The 13,572-nt window shown below is 44.7% G+C and carries 13 protein-coding genes; 6 read left to right on the top strand and 7 right to left on the bottom strand.

The window, feature by feature from the left end:
- Positions 1 to 30: 30 nt before the first annotated feature.
- Genes AB4238_RS06415 through AB4238_RS06405 form a run of 3 tightly spaced genes read left to right on the top strand, consistent with a single transcriptional unit; the run spans position 31 to position 2,937 of the window.
- Entirely contained in the window at positions 31 to 873 is an 843-nt protein-coding gene (locus AB4238_RS06415) for a PH domain-containing protein (RefSeq protein WP_372032311.1), read from the top strand.
- Complete coding sequence (locus AB4238_RS06410) at positions 863 to 2,368, top strand: PH domain-containing protein (protein WP_372032310.1); 1,506 nt, start codon at positions 863 to 865, stop codon at positions 2,366 to 2,368. The genes AB4238_RS06415 and AB4238_RS06410 overlap by 11 nt, the downstream gene beginning before the upstream one ends.
- 2 nt (positions 2,369 to 2,370) lie before the next feature.
- Positions 2,371 to 2,937, top strand: coding sequence for a DUF924 family protein (locus AB4238_RS06405; protein ID WP_372032308.1), 567 nt, complete (start codon positions 2,371 to 2,373; stop codon positions 2,935 to 2,937).
- Between the two features lie 50 nt (positions 2,938 to 2,987).
- On the opposite strand, the gene AB4238_RS06400 is transcribed toward AB4238_RS06405, so the two are convergent.
- The 3 genes from AB4238_RS06400 to AB4238_RS06390 all read right to left on the bottom strand — a co-directional run bounded on the left by AB4238_RS06400 (position 2,988) and on the right by AB4238_RS06390 (position 4,458).
- Entirely contained in the window at positions 2,988 to 3,431 is a 444-nt protein-coding gene (locus AB4238_RS06400) for a universal stress protein (RefSeq protein ID WP_248973289.1), read from the bottom strand.
- Positions 3,432 to 3,458: 27 nt separating this feature from the next.
- Positions 3,459 to 3,890 carry a universal stress protein gene (locus tag AB4238_RS06395; protein WP_372032307.1) on the bottom strand — a complete coding sequence of 144 codons (432 nt, stop codon included), beginning with the start codon at positions 3,888 to 3,890 and terminating at the stop codon, positions 3,459 to 3,461.
- A gap of 187 nt (positions 3,891 to 4,077) precedes the next feature.
- Positions 4,078 to 4,458 carry an STAS/SEC14 domain-containing protein gene (locus AB4238_RS06390; protein WP_248973290.1) on the bottom strand — a complete coding sequence of 127 codons (381 nt, stop codon included), beginning with the start codon at positions 4,456 to 4,458 and terminating at the stop codon, positions 4,078 to 4,080.
- 171 nt (positions 4,459 to 4,629) lie between these two features.
- Here AB4238_RS06390 and AB4238_RS06385 point away from each other — a divergent pair, with 171 nt between their 5' ends.
- From AB4238_RS06385 to AB4238_RS06375, 3 genes are all read left to right on the top strand, one after another.
- Positions 4,630 to 6,057, top strand: a complete 1,428-nt coding sequence (locus tag AB4238_RS06385) for a coniferyl aldehyde dehydrogenase (protein WP_372032305.1) — start codon at positions 4,630 to 4,632, stop codon at positions 6,055 to 6,057.
- Positions 6,058 to 6,078: 21 nt separating this feature from the next.
- Positions 6,079 to 6,651: a TetR family transcriptional regulator gene (locus AB4238_RS06380; protein WP_372032304.1), complete on the top strand. Its 573-nt coding sequence runs from the start codon at positions 6,079 to 6,081 to the stop codon at positions 6,649 to 6,651.
- Positions 6,652 to 6,759: 108 nt separating this feature from the next.
- The gene (locus tag AB4238_RS06375) at positions 6,760 to 6,981 is read left to right on the top strand and encodes a DUF1272 domain-containing protein (protein ID WP_079891913.1); all 222 of its coding nucleotides are present in this window, start codon (positions 6,760 to 6,762) and stop codon (positions 6,979 to 6,981) included.
- A 424-nt stretch (positions 6,982 to 7,405) separates the two neighbouring features.
- Here the strand turns inward: AB4238_RS06375 and AB4238_RS06370 are convergent, their stop codons facing one another.
- From AB4238_RS06370 to AB4238_RS06355, 4 genes are all read right to left on the bottom strand, one after another.
- Positions 7,406 to 7,636, bottom strand: a complete 231-nt coding sequence (locus tag AB4238_RS06370; protein ID WP_346347808.1) for a hypothetical protein — start codon at positions 7,634 to 7,636, stop codon at positions 7,406 to 7,408.
- A gap of 65 nt (positions 7,637 to 7,701) precedes the next feature.
- A complete protein-coding gene (locus tag AB4238_RS06365; protein WP_372032331.1) occupies positions 7,702 to 9,117 on the bottom strand; it encodes an efflux transporter outer membrane subunit in 1,416 nt (471 codons plus the stop codon).
- Positions 9,118 to 9,208: 91 nt separating this feature from the next.
- A complete protein-coding gene (locus tag AB4238_RS06360; protein ID WP_372032302.1) occupies positions 9,209 to 12,343 on the bottom strand; it encodes an efflux RND transporter permease subunit in 3,135 nt (1,044 codons plus the stop codon).
- Entirely contained in the window at positions 12,343 to 13,569 is a 1,227-nt protein-coding gene (locus AB4238_RS06355) for an efflux RND transporter periplasmic adaptor subunit (protein WP_372032301.1), read from the bottom strand. The genes AB4238_RS06360 and AB4238_RS06355 overlap by 1 nt, the downstream gene beginning before the upstream one ends.
- Between the last annotated feature and the right edge of the window lie 3 nt (positions 13,570 to 13,572).

The following is a 13,572-nucleotide window of genomic DNA, read 5'->3' as shown; positions in this document are numbered from 1 at the left end:
GAAGTTAATGCGTGTAAAATGAGTAATGAAATGGATGATTCACACTTGGAAAATACTAGCTCACCAGTAGAGTCACACAGTCAAGCCGAACAAGCCGATGTTCACAAAGACGGAGAGCATGCCAGTTATGCGTCGCATCATTTAGTCACTCAGGCACAATGGCAAGGGTTTGAAGACGTTAAGCTGCAAAAAATAGATGAACGTTACTACACCCAAGTGCTCTATGAGAGTTTATTTATTGCATTAATTGGCGTTACTGTCGCCTCACTCGCCACCATTTTACCCGGTGTACTGAGCGTAACTTATGTCATCCTCGTCATCACCGCTGTTCTGCTGCTAATGTTTGCCATTGGTTATCTTAGTCATAGACAAGCACAAAAGCTGGGCTATGGTGTATGTGAACATGAATTTTTAATGGAAAAGGGTCTCTGGTGGCATAAACGAACCTCACTGCCCTACTCTAGATTGCAGCATGTCAGTCTGTCTCAGGGACCACTGCAGCGGCACTTTAACCTATTTACCTTAAAGTGTTTTAGCGCTGGTAGCGGCAGTGCCGAAATAGAACTTCCCGGTATAGAACAGCATACCGCCGAGCACTTACGCCAACACTTACTCGCCCAAGCAGCCAAGGCTCACTTAACCGATCCGCAGCAAGCAGATACAGAACTAAACGATGACCAAACAGAAGTGCTTAATAGCGCAGATGAGCTCATAACAGAGCAGTCAGCAACTAAAGAAGACCATCTGCAGCAAGCTAATATAGAGCAAAATGAAAAGCTCACTGAAGTATCAGATAGTAATGATGAACTCGCAACTAAGCTGCCAGCAGTAACAGAGACAGAGGCAGAGGCAGAGGCACGCCATGAGCAATAAATTTGCAGACTGGTCATCACTATCTGCTTGGTCCGTTATTAGCTTCACCCTGTTCGCGATTAAGCAGTTATTGAGCAATGGTTACGCGCTGATCCCATTAGTTTACACCGGTTGGCAACAGGGCTTTAGTAGCCCTTGGGTTATTATTGTGGCGCTGTTAACCCTAGTATTAATCTTCAGTTACAGTGTGCTGCAGTGGCTCAAGTTTAGATTCAAGATTGATGACTGCAAACTGAATATTAAGCACGGCATTATCTTCAAGAAGGTGGATGAGATCCCCTTCAATAAAATTCAAAATATTCGTTTGCAGCAACCTCTTTATTTTCGACCAATGGGGCTCTATAGCCTAGTGGTAGAAACCGCTGGCTCTAAAGGGAATGAAGCGGAACTTTCAGCCCTTGACTACAAAGAAGCGCTAGCGCTGAAAAAGCGTTTGATGACCGAGCAAGAGCAGCAAAGCCCAACCAGTCGCGATGACGTTGGCGCGAGAGCCGCGGAAACTCAACACAATACTGTCGTACGAAAAAGCTTTAAGGAGCTGGTTCTATTCGGGCTGTATCAGAACAACGCTATTTGGTTAGCCGTCATCTTAGGTCCACTATTTGGTCAACTCGATTGGGAGTCGATGGAAAACCTGCAATCCGTGCAAGCTTTCTGGAGTTGGTACAATGCCAATATCGCTATCAGCTTCATTTTGCAAATAACCTTTGCAGTAATAGCATTAACTTTATTCCACTTACTGTTTTCAATTATCTCGATGACATCAGCGGTGTTGAAATACTTTCCCTATCGTTTGAGTCGTAGCGGAAATACTTTACACCGTACTGGTGGGGTTATCGCCAAGCAAAATGATGCTTTAGCGATAAGACGCATTCAGGTGGTTAAGCTCTACCAACCATTAGTCGGTCGGCTCTTTAAGCGTTGGACGGTTTACTTCCAACAAGTAAAAGGTCATGAATTTGAGCAACGTGGCAGCAGTAATATGTTGGTACCAACAATGTCTAGAAGCAACATTGCTGAACTACTACCAAAACTAAAAGGCATTGAGGCAACCTCCACCACACTGCCTAAAGCCTACCAACATATCCACCTAGGCTGGTTCTGGCGGCGTGGTCTACTGCCGCTGCTGGTTCCCGCAATTAATACTTACTTTCATGGTTTAGACATATATACCGAGATCCTATGGATTGCAGCCAGTCTATTTTGTGTTGGGATCTACCTAAGATATCGCCAATATGGGTATGTTATTGAAGGGGATAATCTATGGTTTCACTCGGGGTTACTCGGCCATTCTTGGCAACTTGTCGCCTTGAGTAAAGTTCAGCATGTTGCTATGAGCCAAAGCCCGAATCAAAAGCGCAGTCAGTTAGCCAACCTTGAAATTGGGCTAGCGAGTGGCAGTATTAAACTCCCCTATATATCAGTCATCGATGCCCGTAATATCGCCGAGCGTTCACTTACCCTTGTTCAAAATGACCACAGGAATTGGATTTAATCATGGATAAAATAACGGATAATGTGCCAGTAACACCCGATACTATATTGCATTTTTGGTTCGATGAGATTGAACCAAAACAGTGGTGGGTAAAAGATAGCGAATTGGATACTCTGATAAAAAAGCGTTTTGAAACAGTACTAAAACAAGCCGTTGCTGGAGAGCTTTATCATTGGCGAGCAACACCAGAGGGACGCTTAGCGGAAATTATCGTGTTAGATCAGTTTTCGCGTAATATCTATCGCGATACACCACAATCTTTTGCTGCCGATCCGATAGCTTTAGTGCTGGCACAGGAAGCTGTAGCGCTAAATAGCGATAGCGAACTTAAAGCCAAACAAGTACCGTTTTTATTCATGCCCTACATGCACAGTGAGTCTCTTACCGTCCATGAAATAGCAATGCGATTATTTAGTCGAGAAGCCGCTCAAGGAAATCTTGAGTTTGAGCGCAGGCACAAAGCGATTATCGAACAGTATGGCCGCTACCCGCATCGAAATGCGATTTTAGGTCGCACATCTACAGCTGCAGAATTGGCATTTTTGCAGCAACCTGGGTCAAGCTTTTAGGGTGAACATCGTAAACTTTCGTCACTAACGCTCTAATGAGTCGAGCAAGCTTATTTAACCACTAACACCGGGGTTTTAGCTTTATTTGCTAATGCCTCGGCAATATTAGGATTAAGAAGGTGAGCAATGCCTTGTCGACCATGGCTAGCAACCACGATCATGCCGACTTCCCCCTGCTCTGATTCAGCTAAAATTTCAGTTAACACATCGCCACTACGGATCACGGTTTGTACATTGAGACCATGATTGAGTTCAGCCTGTATATCGAGCTGAATTTTTTGCAAGCTTTCAGTCGCAAATGACGTTATCTGTTGCTCGAGCTCTGCCACTGCTTCAACCGCTAAACCATAGTGATGCTCATTAAATGGCTCGCTCATCACATGTAGCAACCTTAAACTGACGCCATACAAATTTGCCATCTCTACCGCATAACTGAGCGCATGTGACGCGGTTATAGAGAAATCTGTTGGACATAGAATTTGACGAGTACGCATAGCCACTCCTTAACTTGTTTGATTGGACTACTTCACCACTAACACCGGACACGTAGCCCGATTGGCCACCGCTTCTGCAACGTTGGTGGCCAAGAAATGAGATAACCCAGTACGTCCATGGCTAGCAATAACGATCATCCCAGCTTCTGAACATTCCGCTTCTTTAAGGATCTGCTCCGAAGCAACGCCATGACGAATAACGCTCTCTACCGACAAATCACTATTAAGCTCCGCTAACAAGGCATGCATCTGCTCAGCGGCATTATCTTCCATACTCTTAGAAAGCTCCTCTGGAGTCACTGTGAGTATTTGATAGTTCTCGAGTCCTACAGGCTGGTCAATAACATGAACTAAACGTAAACCTACGTGGTAAAGGTTAGCCATCTCAATCGCATATTTTAGTGCATGCGAAGCAGTTTCAGAAAAATCTGTGGGGCATAATATTTGTCGAGTACGCATATCGAATTCCTCCAAACATTGTTTACTTAGGCTTTGCTGTGACCGCAAATCACTTTAGTCATTCGTTCTAACTCATCGCGGACATCAAAGCTGAATCGCTAGCATAAAGACTTTACACATCGCAGCCTATACAGCCACAAACTAACAGCTTAATAGTTTGAGTAAAAAATTATTAACTCGTTCAACTTTAATCTTTTAACCACTTATATGCTTGCTCCCGATCTTCAAAGAACTTAGCGTCATAGGGGGTAAACCAACCCGCAATTTTTGTCATCCACTCCTGAAAGTTACCACTACCGACCACCGCGATTTTTTTAAACTCCCGCCCGTGAGCTAACCCAAGTTTAAGATCATCCCATGCAGCTCTTAACTCCCAACCATCGAGTTCAGTGACATCAGCAATAACATTGATTTCTGGATGTTCAACACCAGCTAAAGCGGACTCAATCATAGGTACCATGTACTGATAATCTTGATGAGTCAGCTTGCCCTTCGCGGTAAAGCTCAAGTGGAACTTGTTATCGAACCGCTCTATCCCCACTGATATTCCATGTGTTTTATCACTCATCTTTATCTCCTTTGTTGATGTATCCACTTCATTCATTTTAGTGCAGTTTAGTTAAGTGAAGTTGATCTTGCTCACAAAACACACTGATATTTGACCTTTACAAAAAAGTGGATTATTATCAGACCGACTAATCAGTCGGTTATTTAAAAAGCACTCTTTGGAGCGATGAAAATGAACATGCCAATTCAACAACAAGCAACACAGACTTTATCAGATATTCTAGTCGCCCAGCGTACTCAGTATCTCGCACAGCCTGCTCCGTCCTACGAGGCTAGAATTGAGCACCTCAAGAGCCTAAAAAAATCGATATTAGCCTATCAAGAGCAACTGGTTCAGGCGTTAAACCGTGATTATGGTAACCGTTCAATTGATGACAGTAATATCTCTGACATCATGCCGTGTATCAACAACATCAATTACAGTCTCAAACACTTGAAAAAGTGGATGAAACCAAGTCGCCGGCATGCAGGCCTATTGCTCGCTCCGGCAAGCATTAAAGTGCAATACCAGCCGCTTGGTGTCGTTGGTATAATCGTGCCTTGGAACTTCCCTATTATGCTATCGGTAGGCCCTCTGATCACCGCATTAGCTGCCGGTAACCGAGCAATGATAAAGCTGTCAGAATTTACCCCAGAGACCAACAAAGTCCTGATTGCCATGCTTGCAAGCATCTATGATCAAAACCATGTTGCCTGCGTTGAAGGCGAAGCTGATGTTGCAGCAGAATTCTCATCGCTACCGTTTGACCATATGCTGTTCACTGGCTCCACTACCGTTGGTCGTCACGTTATGCGCAGTGCAGCGCAAAACCTTACCCCTGTGACCTTAGAGCTTGGTGGTAAATCACCGGTTATCGTAGCCGACGATATTGATATGGATATTGCTGTAGAGCGCATGATCTACGGTAAATGTCTTAACTCCGGCCAGATATGTGTCGCACCCGATTACGTGCTAGTGCCCAAAGAAAAACTCAATGATTTTGTGCAGGCTTATAAAAGAAAGTTTACCAAGATGTATGGCCAAGTCAGTGACAACAAAGACTATGGCAGTATCATCAACCAACGTCAGTTTGACCGTGTAATGCAAGTTCTCGATGATGCTAAAGCAAAAGGTGCAACCGTAGTAAGTGCCAATGACGAAGCCATTAATACCGATAAACGTAAAGTCCCGACACAGCTCATTACTGGCGCGACTGACGACATGTTGCTGCTGCAAGATGAGATATTTGGTCCATTACTGCCCGTTATCCCATACGGCCAGTTAGATGAAGCCATCGACTACGTAAATCAACGCCCGCGTCCATTAGCACTCTACTTAATGAGCTTTGATAAGGCGACTCAGCAGAAAGTCATGAACCACACTCACTCTGGCGGCGTTTGTATTAATGAAACCGTATTTCATGTTGCCGCGGATGACGCACCATTTGGTGGTATCGGTCCATCAGGAATGGGACACTACCATGGTAAAGAGGGCTTCTTGACCTTCAGTCATGCTAAAACGATTCTCAAGCGTGGCAAGTTCTTTAATACTGGTAAGCTAGTCCACCCTCCTTACGGCGGAGCATTGCAACAATTGCTGACAAAGTTTTTCCTGCGCTAAAGCATTAGGATAATCTCACTGATGAGTAAAATAGATAAAAAACAAGCCATACTAGACACTGCGCTGACACTCTTTGTCAGCCAGGGCTTTTATGCCACATCAACCGCCTCTATCGCCAAAACTGCAGGAGTGGCAACAGGGACGCTATTTCATCATTTCGCTTCAAAAAATGAATTGATGAACTATCTCTTTCTCAATATAAAGCAGGAGCTTGCAACTGAAATACAGTCAAAATCGAGCAACAAGGGAGATCTGCAGTTAAACGCTGAACACCTGTGGAAAGTTGCTATCGATTGGGCGATTGCCAACCCGTTAAAACAGGAGTTCTTTCAGCAATATTCCATGTCACCTTCAATTGCAGTAGAAGTCAGGCAGCAAGCAATGACAGGAATATTGAGCTTTATGGGCGAACTGATCACCCTTGGTCAAAAAACAGGCGTTCTAGCGAATTATCCGCTATCATTGATGCTAGAAGGTTGCCACGGTCAGTATTTGGCCGCGACAAGGTACTTCTTAGACCACCCAGATAAGTGGCAAAGTGAAACACACAAGCAGGCAAGCTTTTCGATGTTTTGGAATGCAATGAAAGCCTAATTGTGGCTATAACAGTAACAAGCTCATGGAAGAGAAAAACCTTGTTACCAGTGTTTTAATTTTAGATGTAGAAGTAGAAGTAGCTTAGTTATTCAAGGGAGTGAATTTATGTTAAGAATGAAAACAGAGTGCGAGTGCTGCAAGACCAAGCTAGCGAGAAAAGAGGTCGCTTATATCTGCTCTTTCGAATGCACCTATTGCAAAAGCTGCAGTGAAAAAATGCATTTCACCTGTAACAACTGCCAAGGTGCGTTAGTACTTAGGCCACCTAGGTTAATCGAGCCATTTAAAATCCCAGCAGCGGAGCTCAAAAATACCCTTTTCAGTTAGCTAAGTAATTTTTAACTGTAAAATAATGAAAGGTCAGCAAATGCTGGCCTTTATTGTGTTTAAGAGGATTTAATCAGCATGGGAGGTATCGGCTAAAACATATTTACTTGCGACTTTTACTGAGGTTCTAGAGTCATTTTCTTTAGCTTTCTTACCAATTCAAATATCCCCCAACATCCCAATCCAAGTAGGCTAATCTGTAATGAGTTAATAGCACTGAAACTAAAATCCTCTGAGTACGCAGCCAAACCAATGAGGTAGCCAGCCTGAAAAACCCCAACTGTGGCAAAAGTGATGTAAATTACCAATAAAAAGGGCTTCGATAATCGAGAACGATAAAACATAAAGACTCCTGTCTAAATCCTGTTTAACTTGAAAGTTACTCGCAAGAGAGGGCTATAGGCACAATAAAGCAAACAAATATTTACCCTTCAAAAGACTTAGCAAGCTTGACTCGCCACATACTATATCCAAATAGAATCCCTGCTATAGGAAAAATGATCAATGAGGATATAAGCCCATCAAAAAACGACATGTCTCCCATAATCATCTGAATTAACTGCACGATCACTGCGGTGGAAACTCCCCAACCGAGCACGCCAACCAGCAACACAAATCGAACCATATCGTATTTTCCTGCACTCAAACTCATCATTCCTCCTTGATGATTGCTCACGAAAAGGAGCAACTAACTAAAAATAACACCACTCAACGCTTACACTATAGTGACTCTTTCTCAAGTTCAGTTTGCATCTCTTCACTGGTTAACACCCCACCGCCTAATGCACGGTACAGAGTAATCATTGACAACAGTCGGTCACGTTTTACCAGGCTTAACGTCAACTCAGCACTAAACAAACTACGCTGGGCATCCATCAAATCTAATGAACTAGACACGCCATTACGGTAACGCAGCATGGCTAAGCGCGTATATTCTGTTGATGCTTCAACCAACTCTTGCTGCGCTTCAATGGCTAACTCTGAACGCCTAAAACTGTTCATTGCATCATTAACTTCAAAATAGGCTGCAAGCACAGTACTCCTGTATTTGAGCATCGCCTGTTTTGCTTCCTCTTGCGCAATATCATATTGCGCCGAAATCTTACCAGAGTTGAATATTGGCGCTGTTATACCACCGAGTAGTGACCACGTTACCCCTTCACTATCAAAAATATCACTCAGATTTGAAGACTCTGAACCATAGCTACCACTGATGGTGAATTTTGGGAAAAAAGCGGTCTTAGCGACTCCAACATTGGCGTTGGCAGCAATAAGAGCTTGCTCTGCTGTTTTAACATCAGGACGTTGCGATAGCATTTGAGAAGGTATACCCACTGCAAATGAGTCTGGGAACAACGCACCTTCAGCTTTTAACTGCGCTTCGGTTTTAGGTGTTAATGGATACTTAAACTCTCCCAATAAGATCCGTAACTGGTTAGCCTTTTCACTGCGTTCATAATCGAGATCAGGCAATGTGACTTTGGCACTTTGATACTCCACTTCAGCTTGCCTGACTTGCAAACCGGATATCACGCCATTTTGCTTACGTAACCTTGCAAGATCTCGCTCCTTTTTACGCAGTGCAGCGGTATTAAGTGAAATTTGGTAACGCTGCTCAATATCAAGCCATTCATAGTAACGACCAGCCACATCACTAATAAGACTGATAGTGGCTAGATTCAGTGCCTCTTGAGATGAGATAAAGTTAGCAAATTCAGCTTCACTACGGCGACGATTCGCTCCCCAAAGATCGAGTTCCCATGAAACCGTACCAGCAACGGAAAAAGTATCTTCTTCCACGGGATTGGTACTGGTTAATGCGCTATCTAGCGCCCGCTCACCACTGCCCTTGAGTCCAACCACCGGATATAACTCAGCATCAGTTACTGTAACCCCGGCCCTAGCAGCCAATAATCTTGAACGAACGCCCTCCAAATCAAGGTTTTGATCAAGGGCATGTTCAATTAGACGCTGTAACTCTGGGTCGAGGTAAAACTCACGCCAGTGTTTAAGCCCGACATTCTGCCCATCGGTTTGCTGTAACTCATCAAGATATTGTTGCGGTATATCCAGCTCAGGCCTTTGATAGTCAGGCCCCATAGCGCAAGCAGAAAGCAATAACATGCTTGATGCCATGCTAAGTGCAATGCCTTTGGGCTTGAAGGTTTTTAAGTAAGACCAAGGTGAGCCCGAGGTTATCGCCTTTTGCTGCTGATAGTTTATTGATTTAGGCATGAGTCGACACCTCCGCGGTAGCAGATTTACCGCTAATCTTACTGCGAACCCAGCCAGCCGTCGTCACGAAAAATAGCGGCACCAACACTATGCCAATGGTGGTTGCGAAGATCATCCCGCATAAAATTGGAATGGAGATACTTTGCCGACTTACGGCGCCAGGGCCAACCGACAGCACTAATGGCAATACGCCCAAAATGAATGCCAAAGAGGTCATTAGAATGGGTCTAAAGCGCATATTGGCAGCTTCCAGGGCAGCGTCTAAACGGCTCTTACCTTCTTGATGTAACTGGTTGGCAAACTCAACAATCAAAATTGAGTTCTTAGCCGCCATACCGATAAGTGCGATAAAGGCAACTTGGAAAAACAGATTACTTTCCATACCACTGATAAGCGTGCCCAATGAGGCACCTAACATCGCAATAGGAGCAATCAGCAGTACTGCGATGGGTAAAGTCCAACTCTCATAGAGCGCAGCCAAAAATAGAAATACAAACAGCATAGCCAGTGTCACTGCTATCGCGGTTTGGTTAGCAGATTGCACCTCTTGATAGGTGATCCCCGTCCACTCGTAACTAAATTCATCAGGGAGCATAGGTTTAGCAACTCGCTCGATTGCTTTAATCACATCACCTGAAGCGTAACCTTTTGCAGGCGATGCATTAATCGACGCACTAGTGAACATATTATAATGAGTAACAGCAGCCGGACCGACGGAGTAGTCGTACTTAGCCAACACACCAATAGGTACCATCGCTCCCGATGAAGAGCGAACATGGTAGTCCTCAATCTGCTCAGGGTATTGCCGGAACTGCTCCTCAGCTTGCACTTTTACCCGGTAGACCCGACCGAAGAGGTTGAAATCATTCACCGTCGATGAATCAGTAAAGGTTTTAATCGTGCCATAGATATCAGACACCTTAACCCCAATTGCCATCGCTTTAGCTTCATCAACGCTCAAATGCAGTTGTGGGATTGCGGTCTGTAAAGACAGTCCTGCGGTAGCGATCTCAGGTTGTAGCTTTAGTGCCTCCACCAGATCATCAGCCGTTTCCATCAGCCCCTTAAAATTACTACCTGATGTATCTTGCAGTTCCATTTCCACCCCAGAGCCATTACCTAGTCCAGGGACAGCTGAAGGTAAGTAGATTTTAAACTCCGCCTCTAGTACATCATGTAGCTCATGCCTAATATCATCCATCACATTTTGCACTGTAGCGTCACTATCAGCACGAATAGACCAAGGTTTAAGAATAACCTCAAATTGCCCGTTAGCTTGGTTAGAACCTGAACGTCGATTCTCGCCAGCAAGTGTAAAGGAGTATTCAATGGCAGGGTGAGCCAACACTATCGCCTCGGCTTTTTTGAGCACATCTTGCGAGCGATTAACCGTTGCGCCATTAGGCAATGACATATCGATAAAGAATCGGCCTTGATCTTCATCAGGCATAAAGCTCGACGGTAAAGAGCTCATGATCAGATACACGCCGCCCACCATCAGTGCAAACATCAAGTAACTGCGCTTAGCATGCTTATTGGTTAACACTACCAAACCAACATACTTGGCTGTAGCAGTATCTAAATGATCATTCATCCATTTAAAGAACCCGGAGGTCGCTTTGTCGCCTGGCTTAAGCAATAAGGCGCACAATGCCGGAGAAAGAGTCAAAGCGACAACGGTAGAGATGAGCACTGCAACAGTAATAGCCACAGCAAATTCTCGGTACATGATGCCGGTGATGCCAGATAAGAAAGAGACAGGTACAAATACCGCCGCAAGCACCAAACTGGTTGCAATGAGGGCGCCAGAAAGCTCTTTCATCGCCACTTTAGTTGCCTCAGCAGGGCTTAAGCCTTTTTCGTGCATTAACCTTTCAACATTTTCTACCACCACAATCGCATCATCAACAACGATACCAATGGCTAACACCAGTGCTAATAAACTGACGGTGTTAATGGTAAAGCCAAAAGCAAGCATTGCCGCAAGCGTACCGATTAATGAAACGGGCACAGCAATGGCCGGAATTAAGGTGGCACGAAGGTTTTGCAGAAACAAAAACACCACTAAGATAACCAGTATCAACGCTTCTATGAGCGTTTTCACGACCTCTTCAATGGAGTTTTCGATAAACACAGAGGCATCAAAAAAGACTTCCCAATTCATCCCTTGGGGGAACTTTTGCGACAGCTTTGCCATCTCTGCTTTAACTTTTTTAGTTACTTCTAGCGCGTTGGCACCAGGCAATAGGTACACTTGTAAAATAGTGGCATTATTGCCATTCAGCTGAGATTGCAAAGTGTACGCTGATGAACCCAGCTCAATGTTGGCTATATCACGCAGTCGTATGATTGAACCATCGGAGTTGGCTCGCACAATAATTTCATTAAATTGCGGCACACTACTCATCCGCCCGGCCGCCGTTATAGGCAATGTCATGCTTAGCGTGTCTGCATTAGGCTGCGAGCCGATACTACCAGCGGGAGACTCCTTATTTTGAGCCTTAATCGCATCAATAACATCTGTTGTTGTTAATCCATAGCCCGTCATCGTGTCGGGGTTAAGCCACACTCGCATGGAATAACTGCGCGAGCCAGTGTTACGGACACGGCCAACCCCAGGAATACGCTTTAACGCCGATTCAATATTGATGGTGGCATAGTTACTTAGGTAAATTTCATCATAGCGCTCATCTTCAGAGGTGAGTGCCAGCTTAAGTAACTCAACCGAGGCCTCTTTGGAAACAGATACCCCTTCGGTTTGCACATCAATAGGTAAACTGCCCGTTGCTTGTTGGGTAGAGTTTTGTGCATCTACCGCCGCAAGATCTGGATTGGTCCCGACATCAAAAGTAATGGTGACATTGGAGCTACCAGAGTTAGTGCTCTTGGAGCTCATGTAGATCATATTTGGCAGGCCATTAAGCTCTTGCTCTAATGGCGTCGCTACTGATTCAGCTGCAGTTGTTGACGTTGCCCCTGGGTAAGATGCTGATATTTTTACCTGCGGCGGGGTAATGTAAGGATATTGATCAATGGGCAATTGAAACATGGCGATCAGCCCTAACAGCACAATGACTATCGAGATGACACTGGCAAAAACCGGACGATTAACAAAATACTGTGCCATTAGTTGTCCTCCTGTTCCTGCTCAAGCTCTTGCTGTTTCAATGCTTGCTCTTTTTGTTTCAGATCCTCTTTCTGATAGTACTGCTCTGCTGTTAATGGCTCAGCAAGCTGCCCATGGCGCACACGGTGCATACCTTCAACAATCACTTGCTCGCCAGCTTTTAATCCGCTTTGAACCACCACGCCCATCTCAATTTGATGTTTAACCACAATAAAGCGACGCTCAACTTTATTGTTAGGCAGTACCACCATTACATAAACCCCACCCTGCTCGACTTGAGTGGCTTTGTTAGGGATCACTATCGCATCATCAACTTCACTGAGTTTGATCCTTACATTGGTATATTGACCAGGAAGTAGCTCTTTATCTGGGTTAGGGAGTTCCGCCCTTACCTGAAAGGTTCCCGTTTCAGGATTTACCGATGGATCAGTAAAGCCAACATCACCCAAATATCGATACTCGCTGTTATCGGGTAAAGTGATGGTGACGAAGCCTTCAACCGCCTTCCCCTCTGACTCCGCGACTTGTTGTTCTTTATAACTGGTCATACGGCGACGAGCATTAAGGTAATCCAGCGCCGACATGTTGAAAGTGACATAGATAGGGTCAACTTGCTTAACTCGGGTTAATAATGATTGACCGCTGCTCCCAACAAGCGCGCCGATATCAACTTCTGAGCGGCTCACTAAGCCACTAATTGGTGATTTAATCTCGGTATAACTGAGTTCAAGCTTTGCCTCTTCAAGCTGTGCTTTGCTGGCTGCGACACTAGATTTGGCTTGGGATAGTACCGAAAGAGCATTGTCGAAATCCAACTGGCTGGCCGCATCCTGCTCATACAATGGTTTTAAACGCTCGACATCGCGTTGTGCTTTTTCAAGTGCCGATTGCTGCGATTCAACATTAGCGCTTAAGCGATTAACCACCGCGACATAGGGGCGGTTATCGATACGATACAACAGCGCCCCCGCTTTAACGGCGCTACCTTCAATAAAGCTCTTGTTTTCAACAAAACCGTCAACCCGAGCCCGTACTTCAACATCCAGTGAGGCTTTAGTGACACCGACATAATTGCCATACAAGGGCACGGTTGCAGTAGCGACCTTTTCAACGACAACCAATTTAGGAGTAATTTTAATTGATTCTTTTTCGCACGCGCTAATGAGTGCCATAGATGAAAACAACAGTGCTAATTTAAATGCGGTGCAGTTAAGGTAGTTTGGCATAGG

The organism is Shewanella sp. 10N.286.45.A1 (assembly GCF_041470405.1).
Classification (GTDB): Bacteria; Pseudomonadota; Gammaproteobacteria; order Enterobacterales; family Shewanellaceae; genus Shewanella.
Note: the sequence above shows the minus strand (reverse complement) of the source record. Positions and strands in the feature narration are given on the sequence as shown.